This window comes from Natrinema halophilum (assembly GCF_013402815.2).
Classification (GTDB): Archaea; Halobacteriota; Halobacteria; order Halobacteriales; family Natrialbaceae; genus Natrinema; species Natrinema halophilum.
Genome location: NZ_CP058601.1, coordinates 1,257,973 through 1,283,752, shown reverse-complemented (window position 1 = coordinate 1,283,752; position 25,780 = coordinate 1,257,973). Strand labels below are relative to the sequence as shown.

Annotated in this window: 23 protein-coding genes; 10 read left to right on the top strand and 13 right to left on the bottom strand. The window is 62.6% G+C overall.

The features are described from left to right. Positions 1–657 precede the first annotated feature (657 nt). Genes phoU through HYG82_RS27025 form a run of 5 tightly spaced genes read right to left on the bottom strand, consistent with a single transcriptional unit; the run spans position 658 to position 6,030 of the window. Positions 658–1,377 (bottom strand): phosphate signaling complex protein PhoU, encoded by a 720-nt coding sequence (phoU, locus tag HYG82_RS27045; RefSeq protein ID WP_179260204.1) that lies wholly within the window; start codon positions 1,375–1,377, stop codon positions 658–660. After that, on the bottom strand, positions 1,377–2,285 hold the full coding sequence (gene pstB, locus HYG82_RS27040) for a phosphate ABC transporter ATP-binding protein PstB (RefSeq protein ID WP_179260203.1): 909 nt from the start codon (positions 2,283–2,285) through the stop codon (positions 1,377–1,379). The genes phoU and pstB overlap by 1 nt, the downstream gene beginning before the upstream one ends. Continuing rightward, a complete protein-coding gene (pstA, locus tag HYG82_RS27035; RefSeq protein ID WP_179260202.1) occupies positions 2,282–3,835 on the bottom strand; it encodes a phosphate ABC transporter permease PstA in 1,554 nt (517 codons plus the stop codon). The genes pstB and pstA overlap by 4 nt, the downstream gene beginning before the upstream one ends. Continuing rightward, positions 3,832–4,908, bottom strand: a complete 1,077-nt coding sequence (gene pstC, locus HYG82_RS27030) for a phosphate ABC transporter permease subunit PstC (protein WP_179260201.1) — start codon at positions 4,906–4,908, stop codon at positions 3,832–3,834. Before pstC ends, pstA begins: the two co-directional genes overlap by 4 nt. Positions 4,909–4,938: 30 nt before the next feature. Further along, a complete protein-coding gene (locus HYG82_RS27025; protein WP_179260200.1) occupies positions 4,939–6,030 on the bottom strand; it encodes a PstS family phosphate ABC transporter substrate-binding protein in 1,092 nt (363 codons plus the stop codon). A gap of 584 nt (positions 6,031–6,614) precedes the next feature. Here HYG82_RS27025 and HYG82_RS27020 point away from each other — a divergent pair. From HYG82_RS27020 to HYG82_RS27000, 5 genes are all read left to right on the top strand, one after another. After that, positions 6,615–7,610 (top strand): phosphate signaling complex PhoU family protein, encoded by a 996-nt coding sequence (locus HYG82_RS27020; RefSeq protein WP_179260199.1) that lies wholly within the window; start codon positions 6,615–6,617, stop codon positions 7,608–7,610. Positions 7,611–8,314: 704 nt separating this feature from the next. After that, complete coding sequence (locus HYG82_RS27015; protein WP_179260198.1) at positions 8,315–9,592, top strand: Single-stranded DNA binding protein; 1,278 nt, start codon at positions 8,315–8,317, stop codon at positions 9,590–9,592. Beyond that, on the top strand, positions 9,589–11,511 hold the full coding sequence (locus tag HYG82_RS27010; protein ID WP_179260197.1) for a hypothetical protein: 1,923 nt from the start codon (positions 9,589–9,591) through the stop codon (positions 11,509–11,511). Before HYG82_RS27015 ends, HYG82_RS27010 begins: the two co-directional genes overlap by 4 nt. A 7-nt stretch (positions 11,512–11,518) precedes the next feature. Next, positions 11,519–12,367, top strand: coding sequence for a metallophosphoesterase (locus HYG82_RS27005; protein ID WP_179260196.1), 849 nt, complete (start codon positions 11,519–11,521; stop codon positions 12,365–12,367). Further along, complete coding sequence (locus HYG82_RS27000) at positions 12,367–12,576, top strand: hypothetical protein (protein WP_179260195.1); 210 nt, start codon at positions 12,367–12,369, stop codon at positions 12,574–12,576. The genes HYG82_RS27005 and HYG82_RS27000 overlap by 1 nt, the downstream gene beginning before the upstream one ends. Before the next feature lie 129 nt (positions 12,577–12,705). On the opposite strand, the gene HYG82_RS26995 is transcribed toward HYG82_RS27000, so the two are convergent. After that, positions 12,706–13,026 (bottom strand): hypothetical protein, encoded by a 321-nt coding sequence (locus HYG82_RS26995; protein ID WP_179260194.1) that lies wholly within the window; start codon positions 13,024–13,026, stop codon positions 12,706–12,708. A gap of 160 nt (positions 13,027–13,186) precedes the next feature. Between HYG82_RS26995 and HYG82_RS26990 the strand changes: the two genes are divergently transcribed. After that, complete coding sequence (locus HYG82_RS26990) at positions 13,187–13,420, top strand: MarR family transcriptional regulator (RefSeq protein WP_179260193.1); 234 nt, start codon at positions 13,187–13,189, stop codon at positions 13,418–13,420. Between the two features lie 293 nt (positions 13,421–13,713). After that, positions 13,714–14,064 carry a thioredoxin family protein gene (locus HYG82_RS26985; RefSeq protein WP_179260192.1) on the top strand — a complete coding sequence of 117 codons (351 nt, stop codon included), beginning with the start codon at positions 13,714–13,716 and terminating at the stop codon, positions 14,062–14,064. Positions 14,065–14,074: 10 nt separating this feature from the next. Here HYG82_RS26985 and HYG82_RS26980 read toward each other — a convergent pair whose 3' ends face one another. Next, positions 14,075–14,314, bottom strand: coding sequence for a hypothetical protein (locus HYG82_RS26980; protein WP_179260191.1), 240 nt, complete (start codon positions 14,312–14,314; stop codon positions 14,075–14,077). Here HYG82_RS26980 and HYG82_RS26975 point away from each other — a divergent pair. After that, positions 14,301–15,827 carry a ribonuclease H-like domain-containing protein gene (locus tag HYG82_RS26975; protein WP_179260190.1) on the top strand — a complete coding sequence of 509 codons (1,527 nt, stop codon included), beginning with the start codon at positions 14,301–14,303 and terminating at the stop codon, positions 15,825–15,827. The genes HYG82_RS26980 and HYG82_RS26975 overlap by 14 nt on opposite strands. 2 nt (positions 15,828–15,829) lie before the next feature. After that, positions 15,830–18,415, top strand: a complete 2,586-nt coding sequence (locus tag HYG82_RS26970) for a DEAD/DEAH box helicase (RefSeq protein WP_179260189.1) — start codon at positions 15,830–15,832, stop codon at positions 18,413–18,415. Here HYG82_RS26970 and HYG82_RS26965 read toward each other — a convergent pair whose 3' ends face one another. From HYG82_RS26965 to HYG82_RS26950, 4 genes are all read right to left on the bottom strand, one after another. Beyond that, the gene (locus HYG82_RS26965) at positions 18,416–18,775 is read right to left on the bottom strand and encodes a hypothetical protein (RefSeq protein WP_179260188.1); all 360 of its coding nucleotides are present in this window, start codon (positions 18,773–18,775) and stop codon (positions 18,416–18,418) included. Positions 18,776–18,874: 99 nt separating this feature from the next. Next, positions 18,875–19,306 carry a hypothetical protein gene (locus HYG82_RS26960; RefSeq protein ID WP_235217841.1) on the bottom strand — a complete coding sequence of 144 codons (432 nt, stop codon included), beginning with the start codon at positions 19,304–19,306 and terminating at the stop codon, positions 18,875–18,877. Positions 19,307–19,567: 261 nt separating this feature from the next. Beyond that, complete coding sequence (locus tag HYG82_RS26955) at positions 19,568–22,768, bottom strand: PAS domain S-box protein (protein ID WP_179260187.1); 3,201 nt, start codon at positions 22,766–22,768, stop codon at positions 19,568–19,570. Beyond that, the gene (locus HYG82_RS26950; RefSeq protein WP_179260186.1) at positions 22,750–23,427 is read right to left on the bottom strand and encodes a PAS domain-containing protein; all 678 of its coding nucleotides are present in this window, start codon (positions 23,425–23,427) and stop codon (positions 22,750–22,752) included. Before HYG82_RS26950 ends, HYG82_RS26955 begins: the two co-directional genes overlap by 19 nt. 233 nt (positions 23,428–23,660) lie before the next feature. On the opposite strand from HYG82_RS26950, the gene HYG82_RS26945 reads away from it, so the two are divergent. Continuing rightward, positions 23,661–23,999: a DUF7344 domain-containing protein gene (locus tag HYG82_RS26945; RefSeq protein ID WP_179260185.1), complete on the top strand. Its 339-nt coding sequence runs from the start codon at positions 23,661–23,663 to the stop codon at positions 23,997–23,999. 203 nt (positions 24,000–24,202) lie between these two features. Here the strand turns inward: HYG82_RS26945 and HYG82_RS26940 are convergent, their stop codons facing one another. Then, positions 24,203–24,430, bottom strand: coding sequence for a DUF8149 family protein (locus HYG82_RS26940; protein WP_179260184.1), 228 nt, complete (start codon positions 24,428–24,430; stop codon positions 24,203–24,205). Between the two features lie 229 nt (positions 24,431–24,659). Further along, positions 24,660–25,655 (bottom strand): PGF-CTERM sorting domain-containing protein, encoded by a 996-nt coding sequence (locus HYG82_RS26935; RefSeq protein ID WP_235217840.1) that lies wholly within the window; start codon positions 25,653–25,655, stop codon positions 24,660–24,662. Between the last annotated feature and the right edge of the window lie 125 nt (positions 25,656–25,780).

Below are 25,780 nucleotides of genomic sequence, written 5' to 3'. Positions count from 1 at the left end.
GAGGGCGGAATGGCGTTCACTTCACATCGCGACGCCCGATAGATTATAGATCGAAGAAAACGGATCGTAAACGATTCTGTGCTCCGATGTCCTCGAGTGCGGCCCTTCATCGCTTGCTTCCCCTGCTCGAGCAGGCGGGGTGATCATCTCGACGGTGCAGTCCGTAGTCGAGGTCTCGAGAACCAATACGAGTGCTGAGCCGACTTCTCGCTGCAGCGTTCCCTCGGACGAAGATTCAAAGAGCGGTCGAACCATCGGGTACGTTCCCATCTCGGTCACCTGGGAGGGTCAGCTCGGCTCAGCATCGTCAGCTGTGGCTTTGATAGTAGGTCCTTGGCGTGATTCGCGTTCTTTGCGTAGGAATCGTAACGGAAGTACTCCATCTCTTCTGATAGTCCTCGGTCCTCGGACGATGGTGGCGTCCCTGTAGCGACGTACGCTGCGGTGGTCGGTGTCGCCGACGTTGGTCGCGGTGCAGTCGGTGTGCATTACGTGTCGGTCGGGAAAGAACACGCAGGGGAATGGTTCGGAGACCGGTTAGCGATCGATGGAGGCACGATCGGACACACAGTTCTCTATCCCGAAGAGAACGGCCGCTGGTCCGACGAACCGATTGCTATCCTCGGTGCCGAACAACGTGATCACCCGCGTATACGGTCAGAAAAGCAGCTCGTCGCTGGTCTCGAGGGCGTACAGCGTCCGGGCCGCGACGTTCACGGCGTGGTCACCGACGCGTTCGATATCGCGAACGATTACCAGCGTCCGCGACACGTCGGCGAGGATATCGCGCATCGGCTGACTGGCGACAGACCCGGCCTCGACTGTCGAGGAAGCGACCGAATCGATGTTCTCGACGCGGAGATCGATGCAGATTCGGACGACGCGCTCGGCGACGCCCGCACAACGGGCATCGAGTTCGTCGTCACGATCGGCAACTGCGAAACAGGCCGACGGGTCTTCCGCGGCGAACGCTTCGATCGACCGCTCGAGCAACTCCAATGCGAGCGCCGAGATCCGCTCGAAATCGACGTCGGGTAGCGTCGACGACGCCGTCGCAGTCAATGCGTACTCCGCCACATTCGTCGCGAGGTCGCCGACGCGCTCGAGGTCGGTGACTATCTTGAACGCGGCGACGACGATTCGCAGATCGCCGGCGAGGGGTTGCTCGAGTGCCAGCAGATCGAGACACTCGTTTTCGATCTCGTGGGCGCGATGATTGACGGTTCGGTCTCCGGCGATAACCTCCCGCGCGAGCGACAGATCGCCGGTAAATAGCGCGGTCAACCCGTCGTCGAGTTGCTCGTAGACGAGATCACCCATCGCGACGACCGCTTCGCGAAGACGCTCGAGGCGCTCCCGGTACCTCTCGCGGGCCATTACCCGAATTTCCCGGTGACGTAGTCTTCGACCCGATCGCTCTCGGGATTCTCGAAGATCTTTTCGGTCTCGTCGTACTCGACGAGCTGGCCGCCGGTGAGGAACACGGCGGTCTGGTCGCTGATCCGCGCGGCCTGTTGCATGTTGTGGGTAACGACCACGACGGTGTACTCCTCGGCGAGTTGCTCGATGAGGTCCTCGATCTTGGCGGTCGCAACTGGGTCGAGCGCGCTCGCTGGTTCGTCCATCAGGATCACGTCGGGATCGACGGCGAGACAGCGCGCGATGCACAGGCGCTGTTGCTGACCGCCCGAGAGTCCGAGTGCGTTATCGTCGAGTCGGTCGGAGACCTCCTCCCACAGCGCCGCCTGCTCGAGCGAGCGCTCGACGATCTCCTGCTCGACCGTCCGGTCGTCGTTTCCGAGCAGGCGGCCCAACAGGCCGACGTTCACGTCGCCGTGTTTTCGCGGCCCGTAGGAGACGTTCTCTCGGATCGACTTCGGGAACGGGTTCGGGCTCTGGAAGACCATCCCGACCGTCTTCCGGAGCTTCACCAGATCGGTGTCGCCCTCGTAGATGTTTTCGTCGTCGATCTCGACGGCTCCCTCGACTCGGGCGCTGTCGATCCGGTCGTTCATCCGGTTGAGACACCGAAGGAACGTCGACTTTCCGCAGCCGCTCGGGCCGATCAGGGCCGTCACGCTCTGCTCGGGAATGTCCATCGAGATGCTGTCTATGGCGTGGTCGTCGCCGTAGTAGACGTCGAGGTTCTCGACCGAGATGGCGGCCTCGCCGTCGAACTCGTAGTCGGTCCACGAGTCGACGAGTCGCTCGTCGGTCTCGGCGTCGACCGTGAGGCTGTTTGATTTCTGTTCCCCGTTCTTCCGCGTTGCTGTCTGTTTGCTCATTGGCGTAGCTTCCTCCTGAAATAGATCCGCGAGGCGATGCCGACTGCGTAAAATCCAAGCACCACCAGTAGCAGTACGAGAGCGGTTCCCCATCCGAACGCCTCCTCCTGGCCGACGCCGGCGGTGATGACAGCGTACAGTTGGTACGGGAGTGCGCTCGAGGCCTGTAACAGGGCCTCGTTCTCGACGAACGGCGGCGTCGCGACGAATCGGAAAGTGCCGAGGATGTTCGGCGCGCGGGCGGGGAACGGTTGGCCACTCGTCACGAGCAGGATCGGCGCCGTCTCACCTGCGATCCGGCCCACGCCGAGGATCACGCCCGTCACGACGCCCGGCATCGCGGCCGGGAGTACGACGCTCCGGATCGTCTGCCACTGATTGACGCCGAGCGCGGCGCTGGCGTCGCGGTACTCGTCGGGGACGCTCTTGATCGACTCCCGACTTGTGATGACGACAAGAGGCAACAGCATGAAGCCCAGAACCATCATCCCTGCGAGCAGCGAGTTGCTGTTGCCGAACCGGGGCACGAGGAACGCGTAGCCGAACAGGCCGTAGACGATACTGGGCGTACTCCACAGCGCATTGGTTGCGGTTTCGATGACCGCGGTGAACCGGCCCTGCTCTGCGTACTCCGTGAGGAAGACGGCGGCACCGATCCCCATCGGAACCGCAAGTACCACTGCGCCGATCACGAGCCAGACCGTGCCGACGATGGCCGGAAAGATGCCGTTGTACTGCTGGCCGAGCATGACGCCCTTCGTGAGGAAGGGAACGGAGATGCTCAGCCCTGGACCGAACTGCGCGCCCTCGAGAAGCTTCGGCAGTCCCTTCCGGACGACGAAGAGGATCAGTAATAGGAGCACCGCGATCATGCCGAATGCGTTCAGGCCGATCAGCAGGTACGCGCCGTTCTGGCGGCCCTGACTGCCGAAGCCTTCGGCGACGATAGCGCCGCTCCAGGCGACGAGTAGGCTGAGCGCGATGGTCGCGAACGGGACGAAGATCGGAGCGTGGAACGTCGCCTCGAGCGACGGCGGGTTCCAGAACCAGCTCGCATCGACGAGACCGCCGACCAGCAGCGCGCCCCAAAGGATCGAGAGCAGGCCGACCGGAAGAGTCGTGCCGAGGTCTTCCGGGAGCACTGCGACGCCGAGCGTCGTGACGAGCGCGACGACCAGCCCCGCGAGGACGCTGCCCGTCGCGCCGATGCCGAACAGGATCGTCGACACGAGACCGCCGGTCGCGAAGCCGACGACGCCGAACGCGACGCCGGTGCCGAATCCGGTGTACCGGTCGGCGGTCGTCTCGAAGGTGTCGGCGTACGACGCGATTCCCGAGACGATCAGTCCGACGCCCGCCAGCAGGAACACGACGCCGAACAACGTGAACAGCGAAAAGCCCGCGACGGCGGTGTCGGGGCTCGTGCGACCGAACAGCGTCGTCCAGCCGAATAGGAACGTAACGATAGCGATCCCGACGATGCCGAGCGCAACGCGGTCGAACGTGTCGACTCCCGGTGTGGTCGTACGGGAGGCGGTCTCCCCGCTCATGATTCACCCTGTAGCTGGTGCTTCATACGTCGTTCAATATATTGTGAACAGATTGACAGCGCGGTGACGCTGACGAACAACACGACGCCGGCGGCGAACAGTGCGCTCATGTGCGTGCCGCTGGCGACCCCGTACTGGCTGGCGATCAGGCTGGTCAGCGTCTCGGTGTTGCCGAAGACGTCGTACAGCGGGTCGGGGAGCCGCTGGGCGTGGCCCAGGATGACGGTCGCGGCCATCGTCTCGCCGACGGCACGACCGACGCCGAGAAGCACTGCGGCGGAGACGCCCGAGAATGCAGCGGGGATCGTGATGCTCTTGGTGGTCTGCCAGTCGGTCGTTCCGAGCGCGAGTGACCCACTTTTCATCGACTCTGGCACGCTCGCGATGGCGTCCTCCGCGACCGAGACGACCGTCGGTAGCGACATCAGGCCGACGACCATGCCCACGATGACGAGGCTGCCGGACGTCGTCAGTTCCAGGTTCTCCATCATGTAGTCGTTCAAGATGGTGAAACCGATGAACCCGTAAACGATCGAGGGGATCCCGGCGAGCGTCTCGACGGCGGGCTTGACGACCTCGCGGACGGCGTCGGGTGCGATCTCGCTGATGAACAGCGCGCCTGCGACGCCGAGCGGGCCGGCGATCAGCATCGCAAGCACCGTCGTGACGAGCGTCCCCCACATCATCGGGACAAGCGAGTAGATCTCCTCGCCGCGCGTGCGCCACATCGGCTCGGAGGTGGCCGTGAACATCTCCGCACCCATGAAGCGGATCGCTGGCAGCGCCTCGACGATCAGGTAGATCGTGATCAGCGCGAGGATCGCTCCGGTACCGATCGTCGCGAGAAAACTCAGCGCTTTCGCCGTGGCCGCCTGGTACTCGTACAGTCCATACGCCACCGTGAACAGGAACCCCGCGAGGGGCAGCGCCGTAAATGGGGACCCGATCAAGAACATGACGGCCGACCCGAGTAGGCACACCGCTCCCACCGCTCCCAGGGGTACGACCGCGTCGTCGGCCGACTCGACCCCGATGCGGTCTTTCAGTTGTCGGTGTAGTTCTGATGTTGACATAAAATATCGGTGATTGCACTGAGCCGCGACTTAGTTCTCCTGTTCGGGCAGCTTCGAGCGCTGTTCGTCGCGCTCCTCGGGCGGGAGCATGAAGTAGTTGTTCGGCTTGACGAAGTGGAGTTGACCGAACTCGCTCAGCAGCATGTTGATGAAGGCTGCCTCCTTCTTGCTCGTCCCTTCGTAGGTGTAGCAGTGGAGCTCGCGAGAGAGCGGGTAGTCCTTCGAGCCGAGGTTCTCGCCGAGCGTGTAGGTCGTCCCGTCGAGTTCGAGCGAGATCGCGGGGACGCGGTCCATGTCGACGAACGCGAGCGCCATGTACGCGATGGCGTTGTCGGAGTCAGCGACCGTCGTCTGGACCTGCTGGTTCTGGCCCTTGCGGACGTCGACGCTCATCTCGGCCTCGGGGTCGCCGAGCATGTTGGCACGGAACGCCGTGTCCGTACCGGAGCCGACCGCGCGGCCGACCGCCTGAATCTCCCTGTCGGGGCCGGAGTACTGATCGATCTCGGACCAATTCGTGATCTCGCCGGTGTAGATCGCGCGGACCTGATCACCGGTCAGCTTCTCGACGCCGCTGTCCCAGATTTCCTTGCTCACGACGACGGGTTGGCCGTCGCGCGCGACGACGTGGTCAGTGTACTTGTCGAGCTCTTCCTGGCTAGCGTCGGGGAGCTCGTCGGCGACGCTCGAACTGGCGTCCCCAATGTCAACCTGTTCGTTGGCGACCTTCTCGATGCCGGTACCGGAGTGGCTGAGACCGACGTTGACCGAGAACGGGGGCGCGGCGCCGTCCTTGGGCTCGAAGCCGTAGAGGTCCGCCCAGTAATCGGCGAGGTTCTTGTCGTCGGGGTTGTCGATCTCGTCGTAGCCGGGCGCCGTGCCTTCGGAGTTGGAGCCCCAGTACTCGCCGTCGTCAGCGGGGTGGTTGGAGTTCCAGAAGGACGCCGCGTCGGACGTAATTGGATAGACGGTAGAGGAACCGTCTGCCGTTAGCGGTCCGGTACTGCTACTCCCGTCAGCGCTTCCGAGGCAGCCGGCTGCTGCGACAGCACCGACCGCACCGGTTCCGACGATGAACTTCCGTCGTGATACTGCGTCGCGTCCGAACTTGTTGTCTGCCATCACGAGATTGATTCGAGACGGTATAAAAAAGGCATGCTATGAGCCATATATATTGATCTGTTGGAACATATCTCTATATAGTACGGCTTCCTCGAATGGTATGAGCGATCGCGAACGTAGCCCCCGCTTAGATCACAGCAAAATCACATCTCGACGATCCGGGGGCCATCATTTCGAATCGGACACTGTTCTTCTCGGAAGCCAGGTCAGCGGTACCTTGTCAATCATCGATGGAGCGTACTCGATTGATGGGAAAAACATTCAGTGACCGGTCTCGCCAGCGGGCGGCCGGAGCTACTGACAACTCGAGGTCCCCACCACAACTGGTCGTGACGCCGATAAAACGACGCCAGTTTCGGCTACACGGCTAATCGTGAGGCCGGTATCGGCTTCGAAGTGGAGGGATAGGAAACCTTCGAATGCTATATATGATCCGTTTGCGTACCGTTTTCATCGGTAGTACTCGGTTATATCCGATCGATAACGAGAGGTAAATAGCCCCTATACAACCGATCGTACGGTTGGTCTGCTATATCTCTATAGATCCACGTAGATTTATATTCGTGCGGTTGAAACCACGCTCTATGGAGACGCGAAAGGTACAGGTGACCGGCGGGTCAACGTATACGGTTTCACTTCCGAAAACGTGGGCGACCGAAAACGACGTTAGCGCCGGAACGACCGTCGAATTCTATCCCGAAGACGACGCCCTCCTGCTAACGCCCCAGAGCGAGACGAATCGACAGGAAGGAACGCTCGACGTCTCGAACCTCAAGGGCGAACGGCTGACCCGTGCCGTGATGACGATGTATGTAAGCGGCTTCGACATCATCAGGCTCGAAGCGGGGCGGATTACGACGGACCAGCGACGGGCGATTCGCAGCGCGACCCAGGGACTGGTCGGCGTCGAGGTGCTCGAGGAGACCACCGACAGCGTGGTCATTCAGGACCTGCTCGACTCCTCGGAGCTGTCGATCGTCAACGCCGTCACGCGCATGCGGTTGATCTCGCAAGCGATGCTCGAGGACGCCGTTCGGTCGCTGATCGAGAACGACGACGATATCGCCCACGACGTCATCGAACGGGACGACGATGTCGACCGCCTCTGGCTGGTCGTCTCGCGAATTTTCCGCGCGACCCTCCGCTCCCCGCGTGCGGCCGAAGAACTCGGCGTTCCGCGCGAAGACTGCTTCGACTTCCACTCGAGCGCTCGCCAACTCGAGCGAGTCGCCGACCACGCGACGAAAATCAGCAACCTGGCGCTGAAACTCGACGAGACTCCCGAATCGGTCGCCGAGGCGCTCGAGGATCTTCAATCGGCTGCCGCTACCATTCTCGAGAAGTCGATGGATGCGCTGTTCGCCGACGATTCCGACGAGGCGAATCGGCTCGGTCACGACGCACGCGAAGCCATCCTCGATATCGACGAACACACTCGGCAGATCGACGACATGCTTCGGGACCTCGAACCGGTACAGGCCCAGTCGCTGGGCCTGATCGTCGACTCGCTATCCAGAAGCGCCGATTACGGCGGGAACATCGCCGAAACGGCGCTGCAGAAGGCGGCACCGCGTCCCTGACACCGGACCGTACTGCCGTCTGTGTAGTCCGTGCCACGTATCGCTCGATACCGACTCCGACGATCGGCGAACGACGATCCTCGAGGGATCTGCCACTCACCGGATCCGTGTACCGGAGGGGTTTTGTAGTGATAGCAGTGAGAGGGATGTAGACGGCACGGTTAGACAGTTACCTTTCAGCACACGTGGTTTCCACGTGTGTGTTCACCTGACTGACCTACCCCGTCTTTCCAACAACCGCGAGCGGTCGCTATTGCGGTCTGAAATGGACAAACCGACATTTGGTAGTGGCGTATACGCGCATGCCGAATCCGTCGGTTCACCCGCGAGAGAGACGCTGTATACCAGAATTGGGTTACTATCTATCTATCTATCTGTCTACTTGAAAGAGGAAACGGAACGACACAGAGCGTTCTGTTCAGGCTGGAAACACGGAGTCGCCACGCCTTCCCCAGCTGATTCGCTCGGTCACTTCGTTCCCTCACTCATTCCTCGCGCTGATTTGGGCCACGGTTCATCAGTGACTCACCGCGACACAGCGTGCGCCACCGCAGTATCGGTTTCGGGTGATCAGTTCGGAGTGAGCGGGAGTTTCCACCTGTCTGGCGACAGGTCTGTACGAGAACGGGTCGATCGGTCACTCGACGGTTCACTTTCACCGCCCTGCGGGAACGCTTTTTAAGCCCTAACTCGAAAGGCAAGTGATGGAACTCGACGATCATGCCGAGGATCTCGCCTCCGACCTCGGTGTCGACAAAGAGGAGGTCACATCCGACTTGCAGAACCTGGTGGAGTACAGCGTTCCGATCGACGAAGCAAAGCAGAGTCTCCGACGGAAGTACGGCGACGGTTCCAGTGGTGGCGGTGGCACAAAGCCGTCGGCGAAGGACATCGCCGAAATCACGCCCGAAGACGGAAGCGTCACCGTTTCCGGCGTCGTCCTGACGGCGGGCAAACGATCGATCCGCTATCAGGGGGAGGATCACGTCATCGTCGAAGGCCGGCTGGCCGACGAGACCGGCGCTATCGACTATACGGCGTGGGAGGATTTCGGCCTCTCTCCGGGCGACACGATCACTGCCGGAAACGCCGGCGTTCGCGAGTGGGACGGCGATCCCGAACTCAATCTCGGCGAGAGCACCTCGCTCTCGTTCGAGGAGGAGTCGCTCGAGGTGCACCACGATATTGGCGGCGACGCCCAGCTAGCCGCTCTGCGAACGGGCGACCGCGCAGTGACGATCGAGGTAGCCGTCCTCGAGTGCGAGCGCAAAACGATCGACGGCCGCGACGGCGAGACGGACATCCTGAGTGGCGTCTTCGGCGACGAGAGTGGGCGACTCCCGTTTACGAACTGGGAGCCCGCGCCGGAGATCGAGGACGGCGGCACGGTCCGGATCGAGAACGCCTACGTTCAGGAGTTCAGGGGCGTCCCCGAAGTCAACGTCTCCGAGTTCTCGACGGTCACCGGACTCGACCGAGCGATCGACGTCGGCAGCGATACATCGAGCATGGAGGTTGGCGAAGCGGTCCGGACGGGTGGCGTCTACGACGTCGAAGTAAGCGGCAACGTACTCGCCGTTCGGGAAGGGTCCGGTCTGATTCAGCGCTGTCCGGAGTGTTATCGCGTCATACAGAAAGGACAATGTCGGACCCACGGCGACGTCGACGGGATCGATGACATGCGCGTCAAAGCGATCCTCGACGATGGCACCGGCACCGTCACCGTCGTCCTCGACGACGAGTTAACCGAACGGGTCTACGGCGGCACCCTCGACGACGCGCTCGAACAGGCCCGAGAAGCCATGGATCAGGAGGTTGTCGCGGATACGATCCGCGACCGCATCGTCGGCCGCGAATACCGCGTACGCGGCCACCTCTCGGTCGACGAATACGGCGCAAACGTAGACGCCCAGACCTTCGAGGAAAGCGATGACGATCCCGCTTCTCGTGCGACGGCCGTCCTCGAGGAGGTGAACGGATGAGCGCAAACGAAAACGAAAACAGCGACGAGGAGATACCCGGACGAGAGATCGCCTACAGACTGTTCGCGACCGAATACGACGACGCGTCGCTATCGTACGCCGAAAGCGACGAAGAACGCGCTCCGAACTACGTGATCTCGCCGACCGGTGCGCGGCTCAATCGCGTCTTTGCCGTCGGCACGCTCACCGAAGTCACATCGGTCAACGACGAAATGGTCCGCGCTCGGCTCGTCGATCCGACTGGCGCCTTCGTCGTCTACGCCGGCCAATACCAGCCGGACGAACTGGCCTTCCTCGAGCAAGCCGAACCGCCCGCATTCGTCGCCGTCACGGGCAAAGCCAGAACATTCCAGCCCGAGGATTCGGATCGGGTCTACACGTCGATTCGGCCCGAGAGCATCGCCACAGTCGACGCCGACACCCGCGACCGCTGGGTCGTCAGCGCGGCCGAACAGACGCTCGAGCGCATCGGTACCTACGCGGCGGCCGCTCAATCGGATGCGAGCGGCGACGCCCTGACCGACGCTCTTCTCGAAGCCGGTGTGGAACCCGGTTTTGCGGCCGGGATTCCGCTCGCACAGGATCACTACGCCACGACGCCGTCGTACCTCGCAGCGTTACGCGCGTGTGCACTCGAGGCGTGCGAAGTCGTCGCCGGCCAGCGCGATCAGGTAAACGGATTCGACGTCTCACCCGGCGATACGAGTCCGGAACACGAAGCGACCGTCGCCTCGCTCACCGACCTCACCGACGTCGATCTCGCCGCACTCGAGGCGAGTGTCGACCCAGAATCGGGGGCAGCCGAGACGGAACCGGTTGCGGCTACGGCAAGCGGCGACACGCAAGCGGCTTCAGCGGAGGCACACTCCGGTTCCGCTGCCGGCACGGCTACAAGCAGCGAGTCCGGATCAACGACCGCCGATACCGACCCTGTGACCGACCCCACGAGTACCGAGCCCAGCACAGGGTCGGCCGAGGGAACCGCTGCGGAACCGACGGCCGATGTTGACGAGACGCCCCCCGCAGAGGGCTCCGACCCCGAGCCGGGGTCGCCGACGGCCGATGCGGACCCGGAGTCGACCGCTGCAGACCCGGAGTCAACCGATGCGGACCCGGAGTCGACCGCTGCGGACCCGGAGTCAACCGATGCGGACCCGGAGTCGACCGCTGCGGACCCGGAGTCGATCACTGCGGACTCGGTTTCGGCCGATGCGGACTCGGAAATTCCTGAACCCGAGGTCGGGTCCACGTCCGACGCGGACGACGAACAAATCGCTGTCGATGGCGCTGACGACGGCGACGAACTCGGCGACTTCGATGCCGGGGCCGCCGACGACGGAATGTACGAAATGGACGACGAGGAACGCGAACAACTCGAGGAAGAGTTCGGTGCCGAGTTCACGACAGGCAGCGAAGTCGACGATCCCGGTGCAGCCGACATCGACGCGTTCGACTCGGACGAACCGGTGAACGACGACCTCGATGCACCGTCGGACTCCGGACCCGTGAATGCAGAAGCCGACGAGCCGACCGGCCCAGACGAGTCGGAGCCGATCGAGGACGAAGCCGAGAAGCCCGGGTCTATCGAGGACGCTGATTCCGCGGCCGAAGCCGACCCAGCAGGCGATGTCGGGACTGAGACCGACGGCGATGTTGGGACTGAGACCGACGGCGATGTCGGGACTGAAACTGACGACGAACCGGGAGACGATGAACCGGCTGCCGTCGATCTGGAGAGCTACGTCGTCGAAACCATGGCGGAACTCGACGACGGAAGCGGCGCTGATCGAGGTGAGGTCATCGAAACCGTCGCCGCCGACACCGGAGCGTCCACCGACGAGGTCGAGGACGCGATCCAGGATGCACTGATGGGCGGACAGTGCTACGAACCCGACGACGAGACGCTGAAAGCGATCTAATTCCACGATGGAAGACGAGTCCCGTCGGTCGGATCGGTCGGGTCAGACGGCTTCACAGCCGCCGACGTCGACAGCGCCGCTCGTCGAACCCATTCCCGGAGAACCGGCTGCCCACGCAACGATCGGCTCCCATCGAGCCCTTCTCGTCGCCGATTACCACGCTGGTTACGAGGCAGGGTTACGCTACGAACGCGGTATCGACGTTCCGAGCCGCGCACCTGAGCGACGCGAGCGTCTCTGCTCCCTGCTCGAGCGCACACGACCCGATCGACTGGTCGTCCTCGGCGATCTCATGCATTCGATTGGGGACCCTGGCGGGGCCGAACGCGGCGAACTCGAGGTGCTGTTCGAGTCCACCCCCGACGACCTGTCGATCACTGTCGTCAAAGGTAACCACGACGGTCGCATCGAAACGTGGCTCACTGATATCGACGACATCGACGTCGTTCCCGGCGACGGTGTCGCGCTCGACGACATCGGTGTCTGTCACGGCCACACGTGGCCCTCGAGGGAGGTTCTCGAATGCGACGTCGTTTGTCTGGGCCACGAACACCCGTGTGTAAAACTTGAGGACGAAGTCGGTGGCAATCGCGTCGAGCGAGCCTGGCTCCGCGGCTGGTTCGATCCAGCCCCGTTTCGTGATCGCTCCGAGTACGAGGACGTATCGTGGCTCGAGCGAGCGAGCGAAACGCCGCCGCGGGTGGTCGTCGTTCCTGCGTTCAACGATCTCGTCGGCGGGACGTGGGTCAACGTGACGGGACAATCGTTTCTCTCGCCGTTTCTCCCCGCCGGGCTGTCGGAGGGGGACGCCTACCTGCTGGATGGGACGCGACTCGGACCGTACGATTCGGTGTGATGACATCGGTCGAAGACGCCGATTCGTCTCTCGGTGGCAATCGCAGTCATATACGGTCACTGACGATCGACTCGAGTTCGTCGTGGACTCCCGTAGCCGCTTCCAGTTCGATATGCGACGAAGATGCTGACACGACCGCAACGGGTGACGGAGGCGTTACACAGTTGCTCGAGTTCGAACCAGCGGGCAACGAGTGCCTTCAGGGCTGACGCATCGTTTTCTGCCGACTGCTCGGTGATGATACGGATGGTCGGTCGGCGAACCAGCTGAGGTCGTCCATTCGAACGGACAGGGACGAGGCGTGAGTCCCATTTCAACTGTCAGAATGCCCGTTTGTGCTATCGCCTCACCGTTTCCGACCGAATTTCGTCGCCCTCTCGCCACTGGTAGTAGCAGTATTCTGTCCCACCGATCTCGGTCACCGAGACGCTCGCTCGCTCGGGAACCTCATCCGGAAACTCGTCTGACTCAGCGTCCACCGGCGTCGATTCTGCTCCGTCTCGATCGGTATCTCGCCGCTCTTTCCAGGACCCGAGCGCGGTGAGATATCGCCCGGCCGCCCGAAGCGTCGCGGGATCTCGGTCTTCGAGTTCTCGAATTGCGTCGCGCTCTGGTCGCTCGAGTTCGACCGGCATGGTCGGTCGTTCGTCCGCGGACATGTTCGCCGTTTGGCTGACGAGCCGCCTAAATATCTCGTTTCGAACCGGTCGATCGGTACGGACTGTGACGTGCTGACGCGCCTCCGTTTAAGACCTAGTATTCAGTAATCCACACTCGACTGTAAATTTAACTGGGAGGGCAGCGTTCGTCATGATGACAATGTCCTCGCAGAAACGCCGTCTTGCAACGAACCTCGACCCGGTTCCCGACGACCTCGAGTCGGCGCGAGCGAAGCTTGTGTATATGTACCTCGATGCGGCTGACGGTGCAACGGTCGAAGAGCTGAGCGAGATAATGGCGATGAAGAAGCTCGACGTCCTCAGCGTCCTGAACTCGCTTTCTAGGTCGGGGTTCGTCGACCGGGCTGGACCCGAGTACGTCGTCACTGACTGATCGAGGAGCACCGCACCGAAACGAAGGGGAGGGGTGGCCGGTGGTGCTTTTGCATCGGTTCCTGGTAAATTCGCCCCCTCCGCTTGAGACGGTTCGAGGAAGTTCGCCCCCTCCGCCTGTGACGGTTCGAGGAAGTTCGCCCCCTCCGCCTGTGACGGTTCGAGGAAGTTCGCCCCCTCCGCCTGTGACGATTCGAGGAAGACAGCGGTCGAATCGGTCGTGGTGATCGATCCGTTCAGCTCGCCGAACAGACGTCCGTCACCGCTTTCCGCAAACGGATCGTACGCAACGACATGACTACGACAGAGAAACCGATCAGGCTCGAGACCGGAACAGACCTGGACGCCTTCGTCGAAACCCACGACGTGGCACTCGTGGAGTTCTACACCAGCGGGTGTGCGATGTGCCAGGCGATGGAACCTGTACTGGGAAACGTCGCCCGCGCGACGGACGTTACGATCGGCATGGTCAATCCTGGGGACGATATCGAACTCGTCGATAGATTCGACGTTCGGTCAGTGCCGACGCTGATTCTGTTCGAAAATGGGGCGGAGAGCGCACGATTGGCCGACGGATTTCAGGGCGGTGACGCCGTCACAGAATTCCTGGCAGAACACGTTCCCGACGCCATCGAGACGGCGTAACGATCTTTATCTACTGGGCCTTCTGGATCTGCTTGCTCACGCGTCTCCAGGTGTCACTCGTGATCGATTTCCGCTCTCCGGCGCTCACTGTCACGCAATCGCGCTCGGTTCTCGCTGTCACGCAACAGTGCTCGTTTCGGTCCCCCTTCGTTGTCGTCCGTCGCTCGAGTTCGTACGCTGCCGCCACCCGCTCGAGTCCATGAACGCTTATGGCTACCCACGCGCATTCCTTCGCTATGACTGCGGGCATGGGTGCCGAGCTACTGGCACTCCGTTGCGACGCTGTCGCCGATTTCGAGGCGACGGCGCTCCGCGACGTGCTCGAGTACTTCGACCCCGACCTCGTCTACGTCGCTCGCGACCGTTCCGACATCCGAGTTGTCAGTCGCATTCGCCGAGCATTCGACGGGCCGGTCGTCTTCGCGGGCGGCTCGGCCGACGTTCGTACCGAGACGGTGGCTGGCGTTTCGTTTGCGTTTTCGGGGACGGCATCGCTGCTCGAGGATCTGAATCGCATCGAGGCGGCTCCCGACGGCTCCGTCGATCCGTCGAACGCCGATTTCGTCGTCTGTGACGACCTCAGGCCGACGACCGACGCCGTGGCGCTTTCGGCGTCACTCGACGGTTGCGACGTCATCGCCCGCTACCAGTCTCGAGCGGACAGCCCGACGACGTTTCTCACCGGGGCGCTCGAAGCGAGTTACGATCACGTCTGGGCAGCGACCGTCGGTGGCGACCCGGTCCGGCTTCCAGTCCGAGGTGTGGCCCCCCTGCGGCGATCCGGTGGGCCCGAACTCGCCTGTCTTACCTGCGACCGTGAGGGTTCGGTGTCGGTATCGTCGGTTCCCGCCGACCGGTTCGGTCTGCAAGCGCTTTCTCGCGTCGGGCCGACGACGGCGGACCGACTCCGGACCAGCGGATACGACACGCGTACAGCCGTTGCCGAGGCGACCGAGGCGGAGCTTCGCTCGGTGGAGGGGATCGGCGCGTCCACGGCTCGAGACATCGCTCACAGCGCGCGCTCTCTCACGGAATCGCGGGTCATCCGTCCGACCGACGAGCCGATTCCGCCGGCATCCCAGGGAGCGACGCCGGTATTCGTCGACATCGAAACGGACGGGTTGCAGCCGACCGTACTCTGGTTGATCGGCGTCTACGATCCCGTGGACGACGCCTACGTCGACTTCGTGGACACCGAGCCGACTCGAGACGATCCGGGTGCAGCGACCCGCAAATTCGTCTCGTGGCTGGCCGCCGAGTACGAGAGCCCGTCGCTCGTCGCGTGGAACGGCCACGCGTTCGACTACCCGCACCTGGAGCGATTCATCTCACGTTACGCGCCCGAGTATCGCGAGTACTGGGCCGAGAACGTATCGACCTACGACCTCTACGACTGGGCCGTGAGACGGGATAACGCCGTTCTTCCGGGTCGAACGAATCGGCTCGAGGCCGTCGCCGACGCACTGGGACGCGATCGATCGGGGCCGGCCGCAGCTCTCGACGGGAAGTCGCTCGCCGAACGAATTCGCCGTCTGCTCGAGGAGACGGGCACACCGGCTACCGGACCTGATGACGACCGGGACGCGGCAGTACCGTCCATCGACTGGGACGCCGCGCGGACGTATTGCGAGGCGGACGTGCGCGAACTGGCTGCGGTTTACGACGCCATAGAGAACGCTCCCGTCGAGACGACCGGAAACGCTGGGGACCCAGGTCGGTCACCGAGCGACGGGACGACGCAAACGGGACTCGCAGACTTTTGACCATGCCTACAGACGACGACCGAACGGAGCCGGGAAGGGCGGAGGACAGCACAGCGGATTCGATCGACGGAGACGGTACCACCGAATCGGGCGGTCTCGCGCTAACCGGCGAGGAGCTTCGGAAGAGCTACCCTCGGAATCGCTATCACGGACAGATCCACGAGGAGTTTACGCTGCCGGCCGAGCCGCCCACCCACGTGCCGGCTCGAGAGGTGTTGCCGTCGAACCTCGCCGCGAAGCTTGGGATCGACCTCTGGAGCCATCAGGCGTCGGCGCTTTCGGCACTGGCCGACGGCGAGAACGTCTGCGTCGCCACCTCGACGTCCTCGGGGAAGACGTACGTCTACGGGTTACACATCGCACGGCGGTACCGCGAGAACCCTGACGTCCGAGCGCTACTGGTCTATCCGACGAAGGCGCTCAGCCGTGATCAGGAACGGGAACTCAACGATCTCTTCGATACGCTCGGACTGGACGTCACCGTCGGCGTTTACGACGGAGATACGAAACGCGAGGAGAAAGCCCGGATTCGCGAGGAGGCGAACGTCGTCATCACGAATTTCGCGGGATTGAACCACTATCTCGAGGGCCACCACCGCTGGGCGTCGTTTCACGCGAACTGTTCGCTGGTCGTGATCGACGAGGCCCACGCGTGGACGGGAATCAGCGGGATGCACGCCGCCTGGATTCTCCGGCGAGCGCGGCGAGTGATCGACTGGTACGGCGGCGACCCGCAGTACGTGTTGACGACCGCGACGATCGGAAACCCGTCCGAACACGCCCGCGCTCTGACCGGGGAACCGGCGACGGTGATCGAGGAGGACGGCTCACCCAGCGGTCGGCGAAGCCTCGTGTTCTGGGACCCACCGGCGGAGGATGACGGTGGTACCGGTGTCGCCGGAAACGGCGAGGACGGTGCTGCCACCGGGGGATGGTCCCCGAGCAAACGTCCCGCGACGGTCGAGGCCCCAGAAGTCTGGGCCCACTGCTGCTATCACGGCGTTCCCTCGCTGCTGTTCTGCGATTCCCGCAAACAGACGGAACTGGCAGTCGGACGCGCGCGAGAGTACCTCGAGAATCCGACCCTCCCATACGGGACTAGCGCCGACTTCGCTGCGTACAATGCGGGTCACGGCAAGAAATCCCGTCGCGGCACCGAGTCCCGGCTCAAGAGCGGTCAGCTCGACGGCGTCGCGACGACTAGCGCGCTCGAGGTTGGCATCGACGTCGGTGGGATCGACGGCACCGTCCTACTGGGGTATCCGGGTACCCGACAGTCGTTCTGGCAGCGGATCGGCCGCTCGGGTCGCGGCGAGCGCGAGACCCTCTCGGTGTTCGTCCCCGATCACGCGACGCTCGATCAGTACATCCTGCATCATCCGGAGTACCTCCTCGAGGAAGACCCCGAGAGCGCGGTCGTCGACCTCGCAAACAACCCGGTGTACTTACAACACCTGCGCTGTGCCGCCCAGGAATTGCCGCTGCGCCGCGACGATGCGTCCCTGTTCGGCGGTGTCGACCGACTCGAGCGAGCCGTCGAGTACGGTCGACGGACGGGCGATTTCGAGGGGGCGCTCGAGGGCGGGGTGACCTACGCACATCGCGACCGGCCGCAAGGGGATATCAGTCTCTATGCCTCGGGCGGTAACGCATTCGAGGTACGGCTCGCCGGCGAGGACACGTTCGATCACCAACCGATCGGGCGGGCACGCGCCTATCGAGACTACCACGAGGGGGCGACGGTCCTGTATCGCGGGGATCAGTACGAAGTCGTTGATCTCCGGGAAGATCGCCCCCAGCCCTACGTCGAACTCGAGTCGGTCGACGTCGATTACTACACGCAGTCACAGCATCGGACGACGATCTACGACACCGAGGTCCGCGAGTCACGCGAGGTCGGCCCGTTTCGGCTCAACTGGGGGTACGGGACCGTTACGGTCCACCACGACACGTTCATGAAACGGGAGATCGGTTCGGGCGACGTCCGAGCCGTCGGCCTCGAGACCGGCGTCCCGCCGCTCGAGATGCGGACCCAACTGTGCTGGGCCGAAGTGCCGGACGATGTCGAACGCGCGGTGACGGACGACCACAGCGACTACACCAACGACGACTGCGAGGACCTGCCACCGCGGCTTCACGGCTACCTCGGTGGGATTCACGCGATCGAACACGCGATGATCGCCGTCGCCCCCCTCGAGTTGACGGTAGACGAGTCCGATCTCGGTGGCCTCGCGACGAATCGGCTCCCCGACGCGTCGGATACGAGCGGCTGGTTCATCTACGACGGCGTCGAGGGCGGACTCGGGTTTTCACGCCGCATCTACGAGGAGTACGAGGCGGTCGCACGCCGCGCTCGTGATCTGATGTCCGATTGTCCCTGCGGGCGCGACGAAGGGTGTCCCGCCTGTCTCATGGACGCTCGCTGTGGTAACGACAATCGGCCGCTGTACGCGCCCGCGGCGAGCGACGTGATCGACGCGCTACTCGGCGATCGAGACCTCGAGCACCTTCTGACCCGTACGCACGAGTCCGCGGACGATCCGGACGAGCCGAGCGACGAGCGACGCCCGCCCGCATCGATCTCGTAACTACCCGTCTGGCTCCAATTCGCTCGGATCGAGATCGCCCGCGAGATACCGTTCGCCCAGGTCGCTCACCTCGTAGAAACCGGGCATGAGCTTCTCCAGGAGTCCGTACTTGGTCATCTCGCGGCACCGATAGGCGGCGTAATTAGCGGGGCAGATCCCCTCATCGTCTATCTGGTTCGGTTCGAAGATGTCTTCGTCCGACTCCAGCAACTCGAGGATCGGCCTGTCCGCGGGTTCCATCCACTCGGCGTCGGTGTCGGGTTGTGATTCGGCCTCCGGTTCGGCGTCGGTGTCGGGTTGTGATTCGGCCTCCGGTTCGGCGTCGGTGTCGGATTCTGCGTCAATTGTGGAGTCGTCCATGGGTGTACGCTTCGCTCCCCTCCACGGAGCCAGTGTCGGTACCGAATCGAGGGGATCGCGCCACATGACTGTGTTGATCGTCGCTCGAGCAGGGGGCAACTACGACTGCTCCGAGACGCCGTAATCGACGTGGACGTTCGGCGTCGTCGCCGGTTCCTGGCCCGTGATTCCGCGGTCGACGAAGGTAACGTCCGTCAAGTCGCCGGTAAAGCGAAACGACACCATTCCGGTCTCGATCGTCCCTTCGACCGTGGATCCAGAGAGGATCGTCACGTCCTCGTCCCGGTCGCCGTCGGTCAATTCTATCTCGCCGTCGACGGTGAGCTCGAAACTCGAGGGGCTCCCCTGACCGATGATCGTGAGGGTGTTCCAGCGGTCTCCGTCTCCGACGGTGGCATCCGAAACCTGTCTCGTCGCTGCGATCGTCGCCGACGTCGGCCCGTCGGTACCGTTCGGCGTTGTGCGTTGTCGATCCGGTTCGGTGGTGACTGATTCGATATCGGTATTCGCTGTTGTTTTCTCAGGTGCCATATGGTGGACACAGTCGCGTATGTCAGTATAAACCTTCTCACTGAACTAACGGTCGGAATTGGCGAAATATAACCACTCGTGTGAAAGATTGTGGGAATGTCGGCAGAAGGTAGAGGATTTCAATCCGACCGAGACAGATCCTCTGACAGGGCTGACCACGGAATCAGGTCAGCTGTACTCGGTCGGTTATGGACGATCGCGGCTGCGGTATCTCGCATCGAAGCGCCGATTCCACCGTATTCTGACGTGGGTCGGAAATCCTCAGGACGACGTTCGAACCGAAAGCAACGACGCGAACACTTTCTGCTGGCCTCGACGGAGGTGCTGGTGGAACGTTGCTGGCGCGATATCGAGCGACTCAGCTACCTCCTCGCCGGTGGCGTCGCGCGGCCACTCGAAGAAGCCGGCGTGAAAGGCTGCCTCGAGCGTCGCCTGCTGTCGGTCGGTGAGGTCTACCGACAGCACGTCCTGGATGCGTTCCGCGGTGGTATCGCGGCGCGTCATCTGGCGGTGCTTCAACAGTTCCGCTGTTGGATAGGCCGATTGGACGACGTCGATGACCCGTCGAACGTCTGCTCCTGGTGCCAGATAGATCGTCATCTGGTAATCGCCGTCCTCGATGACGACGTCTTCGATTGCACCGCCGAGTGTGGCGACCGTCGATAACACCGGCGGTTCAGAGAGGCGAAGTTCGAAACTCGTTCGCCCGCTTTCCGATCGGAACGTCACATCGGACCAGTGGGGAATGGCTTCGACGAGCGACTCGACCGTTCCGACTGCGTCCTCGGTTGTGCTTCCGTAGACGAGATACTCCTCGTCCTCGATCGGGATGGAGTGGTCGAGCGTGATCCTGCCTGCGGTTTCGAGGTCTACCCCCAGCGTGCCGGAGAGATCTCGAGCCCGAAACTCGAGTTCGATGACGTCGTCGCTCATCAACGCCCGCTTTCGCTCAGTGGCCGCGATGGCGTGGCCGACTACCTCTCCGAGTTGGCCCAGTACCGTCCGTTCCTTGTCTTCGAATGCGTTCGGCCGCTCGGCGTAGATGTTCAACACGCCGTACACGGTGTCCTCGTGGACGATCGGGATGGCTGCCGATGAGCGGAATCCGTACCCATCGGTATGGCTTTGCCAGGGATCGTGTCTCGAATCGTCCTCGATGTCCTGGGTCGTCTGCACTTCGCGCTCCGCGATAGCCCGACCCGTCGGCCCCATACTCCGCCTGTCGTCCGGATCGGCGGAGATCGTGATCCCTTCGAGGTAGCCGTCCACGCCCGCTTCGGTTCGCATGGTCACTGTCTGCGACGCGACGTCGATGTCGCCGATCCAAGAAAACAGGTAGGAATCCGTCTCGGCGAGATGGTCACAGACGACCTGCTCGATCTCCGATCGCGTGGATTGATTGATGACCGCCTCGGTAATCCGGTGGACGACGTCATTTAGGTTGTTGAGCGCGGCGAGTTGTTCGCGTTGGCGCTCGAGTTCTCGCTCGCTGTCGCGACGGTCGATAGCGGTTGCGAAGATGTTCGCGATCGACTGGACGAAGCTGACGTCGTGGTCGGAGAACGCCCGGTGGCCGACGTCGTGGACCTCGAGCACCCCCCAGGGATCGTTTCGCGTCCCGATGACGACGCTGATACCACTCGTGATGCCGTCGTCCGTCAACTCCTCGACGTTGTCGAAGCGCGACTCCGTGGCGAGGTCGTCCACCATGACGGGCTCCTCGTCGGTCAGCGTGTAGGCCGCCAGAGAGTCGTTCTCGGTTGCCGGGACAGTCGCTTCGCCGACGACGTCCGCTCCCCAACCGACCCCCTCGCGTAGCAGGAACGTCTCGTCGGTCTCGTCGAGATCTAACACCTTGCAGTAGTCGGTCTCGAGAGTTTCGACTACCAGATCGGTTCCGTCTGCTAATAACGAGTCCACGTTGCGGTTCGCAAGCGCCCGTTGGCCGAGCTCGGCGACTGCTTCCTGTTGCTCGATGCGCTTCGTGAGCCGCTCCTCTCGCTCGAGGTGCCCCGAGATGTCGCGAACCACGCCACAGCGACCGTTGGCATCGTCCATCGGGAGCGGGGCCAACCGGCTCTCGCAGGGGATGACGTCCCCGTCTTTCGTGTACAGGTCGAGTTCGACGGTCGCGACGCCTCGATCTCCGTCGGAGATATCCGCTGTCAGTGACTCGACCTGCTGCGTGATCTCGTCGTCGTGTACGGTCGTCGCGTGCGCACCGATGAGCTCCGCACGGTCGTAGCCCGTCATGTCACAGAAGCCCTGGTTGACCATGACGAACCGTGCGTCGTCGTCGACCGCGTAGATACCGTCGTCGATCGTCTCGACGATGCGCTCGTACTGCTCGAGTTCCCGCTCGCGCTCCTTGCGCTCCGTGATGTCGGTGAAATAGACGGAGAGTCCGCTCTCCGAGGGATACAGTCTGACGGCCTCCCAGATGCCGAGCGGCTCCGAACGGCGCTCGAAACTCACCGCGGACTGTGTGGCCATCGCCGTTTCGAACCGGTCTCGAATCGGGTCGTCGTCGGCGACGGAAAGCGCTTCCCAGACGTTCCGTCCCAGGAGTTCGGCTTCGGCGAAACCGAGGAGGTCTTCGGCACGGTCGTTGACGTACGTAAACCGCAGCCTCTCGTCGAGCGCGTAGAACGCATCGTCGACCCGGTCGAACACGGCTTCTAGCTCGCTGTCGAGATCGTCGCGCTGGCGCTCAAGGCGCCGTGACTGCTCTTCGAGTCGGGTGACGTCCGCCATCGTTACGACGATGCCGGTATCGTCGACGAGCGGCTCGGCATTCACCGAAAGCCACCGCGCCTGCTCGTCGGATTCGTCGATTCGGACGCGCTGGCCCGTCACGGGTTCGTTGGTCGCCAGCGCGCGAGCGGCGGGTCGCTTTGCGTACGGGATCACCGTGCCGTCTTCGTCGAGCACGGGCCGATCCCCCAGCGAGTATTCCGTCGTTTCTCCGTCGACACCGAGAAACTCCATGAATTTGCGGTTCATCCGCCGTGGGCTGCCGTCGGCATCGAAGATTCCGATTCCCGTCGAACTGGCCTCCATGACTCGCTCGAGAAGATCGTGTTCGCGTCGAATCCCCTGTTCGCGCTCGCGTCGGTCGGTCATGTCCCTGGTCACCTTCGCGTACCCCTCGAGATCGCCGTTCTCGTCGCGGATAGCGGTAATTGTGATGCTCGCCCAGAACCGTGAGCCGTCGGCCCCGACGCGCCATCCTTCGTCCTCGATCGATCCCCGCTCGGCGGCGGCTGCGAGGTTCCGTTCGGGGATGCCGGCCTCTCGGTCGGTCTCGGTGTAGAACATCGAGACGTGTTCGCCGAGCACGTCGTCAGTCTCGTAGCCTTTGATCCGCTCGGCCCCGGCATTCCAGCTGCGGACGTAGCCGTCGGCGTCGAGCATGAAGATCGCGTACTCCTCGATCGCGTCGATCAGCGATTCGAAGCGCACGTGGTCTTCCTGCCGAGCGCGTTCCGACCGCTTTTGCTCCGTGATATGTAGTAGAATTCGACATGACCGCCTGCGTACGCCCCTGACTCAATCGGCTTGCTCCGGTGGTCGAGCCAGCGCGCCTCGCGTTCCTCGGTCGCGGTCACGCGACACTCGAACTGTTCGGCGGATTCGTTCTTCTCGTAGGCCTCTCGGATAGTGTCCGCGAGTGTCGCTCCGTCCTCGACTACGTCGGTGATCCGTTCTTCGACGACCGTCAGCTTGTCTCGCCCGATGATGCGCTCTGACTCGAGTCCGAAGTATCGTTCGAACGTGTCATTGACCCACGCTACCTCGAAGTTCGCGTCGAGGACGACGACACCGACGTCGGCATCGCCGAGTACGTCGTCGATCATCGACTCGGCGACGGCCGGCCAGTCACCAGCGCTGTCCGACCAGTCGTTCCTCGACGAAGTCGGCCGCCACCACACGCGTGCGCTTGCCCCCACTTTCTTGGTTTCCAGTTCACCGTGGTCGACGAGTCGCTCGAGGCGTTCGTAGGTACTCCGGCGACCGAGGTCGAGTTGGGACGCTATCTCGTTTGTCGTCCGTGGGGCCCCGGATCCATCGAAGAGTGCGAGCGTTTCTCGGAGGCTCTCAGTCAAGGGGCTGGAAGTCATGACAGTATAAAGCGCATCGAAGCGTATCAAGCCTCCGCCGAAGGAGTGTCACCCGGAAATAGAAACCGGGTGGACGACGGTCGTCTCCCATACGTGTTCGTGAATAGAATGCGAAGCGGTCGACCGACCTCGCCGCGGACCGGACAATACCTAATTACCTCTAGTACACTCTTACCAATAACTGGGTCTTTGAACAGGATACGCCGGACGTTGACCGGTCGGAGTACATCTGTATGACTCAATCTGCACACGATCCCGCGCAGGAGCAGCCTCAACTCGACGACCGAACCGAAGGCGACCGCCACCGATTGCTGGCAGCAAAGCGACGGAGACTGACCCTCGACATTCTTGCGGGAATGACTGGTGCCGTCGAACTGGTGGAGTTGGCAGCAGGGATCGTCGCTCGGGAGGACGGCATCGACGGGGTCGACGACGAGACCGTCTCGGAGGTCACGATCGCGCTCCACCACGTTCATCTCCCCGTGATGGCCGAATTCGGCATCATCGACTACGATCCGATCGATCGGTGTATCAAATCGTGTCCCGCTCGTACTGATGCGCCAGGGGTGTAAGCGCTCCCGCCTTTCGTCGACCAACCGTATCCGATCACTCCCGTAGACGTCCGTCTGACGACCGTGTAAGGGCGATGAGCGGATGCTCGAGAAACACGAGTGCATCTCGACCGACAACAGTGTTCCAGCCGCCTCGCTTCCCGTCGGGGCGTCGATAGGTTTTCGTTCCGGCGGCTGGCGTCACCGCAGCGATCGATCTATCGCTATCCGTCGTCCTCGAGCAGGCCGAGGTCGCTGGCGGCGAGATCGGCGATGCGATCGGCAATGGCTGGGTCGACCTTCGCGACGTCGTCACCGTCGTGGAGTTGCGCGTTGTGTCGCTCGATGGCATCGGCAACGTCCGGCAGAGGGATGCGAGTCGTCGTCTCGCAGTCCTGACAGACGACCGGGACGCGCGGACCCCCTTCGTCAGATTCGCTTGTATTCGTCATTTATCGGCTGTCTCGTGGGAACGGTCAAAACCTAATTGATTCCGACGGCGGATTCCTTTCAGCTCGACGCTTCACATTTCGGTGACCCCGGTCTCCGCCTTCCATCACCGATGTACTCGTAGCCGTGGTGAATCACGATCGCCTAATCGTCCGTGTCTACCGCGATCCCGCCGGATTCACCCGGGTCGCGATCAGCCCCGGAGTGACTCAGGCGGTCTCTTCGATGTCGTTATCGATAGCGAGCGAGGACCGCTATCGACAGTGAGATCACGGCTGCGAGCGCCCCGAAACCGGGCATCGCGTCGCCACCGTCGCCACCGTCGCCACCGTCGGCTCCGGTTCCGGTTCCACCGGTCGTGTCACTGCTCCCATCTTTCGGTTCGGTCGAGTCGACTCCGCCCTTCTCGGACGTGTTCGAACTGCCGGATTCGATACGCTCGTCGGCCGGTGCGTCGAGTTGCAACACGACGACTGCCCCTCCGTGGGTGGAGTTTTGAGTGGTAGTCCAACCGCCGCCGGCTTGCTCGTAGGACTCGGCATCGGCGACCGGATCGAGGTCTGAATTCCACCCATCTCCGGCGGGCGTCTGCTGGATGTATCCGGCGACGTCGATCCGGTCTGCGTACTTGCCGTTGATTTCGGCTTTACCGTACTCGACGCTCGAACCGATGGGGTTTCCGTGCATCTCGATACAGTGAGAGTCCATGTATCCATCACCCTGTGCGATGTCGGGGCTCGTTCCGAATTCGTCGCCGTCAAGCGGGAACTCGTAATGATCGGTCATCGGGAACGTGACGGTCATCGGATCGGCATCGGGGTGCCACGTCGTTGCCCCGTCGGTCGGTATCGTCACGGACGTGTTCGGAACCGACGTCCCGACGACAGGGTTGCCGTTTTCGTTGACCAGCGTCACGCAAATCTTTCCGGAGCCATCTCCGAGGTAGGGGCTTCGGTATTCGTCACGCGGGTTTTCGTAGCTAATCCAGGATCCGTCGTCGGCTGCCGCTTCGAAGTACGGATCTCCCGGTTCCGGTGCAGGCTGACGGTATGCTTCCTCCGAAACACCGTTCTTCGCGTCCTTCGAATCCGGGTCCAGGACGGTTGCCGTCGCACCGACAGCACCCGATGCGACGAGTCCGCCGATCGCGACCAGGGCGAGGCTGAGCACGAGAAGCGTCCGCGAACGCCCCGGAACTCCGTTCATGAGTCGGCGTAAACGGGACATGACTTACGCTCCAAACTCGCTTCTGGCTGATGAGGGGTCGATCGAACTACCGTTCCGTCGTGACGACTGTCTTGATATAGTACGGGTCATCCAGTTGACGTACCGGATAACCCGTTCTATATATG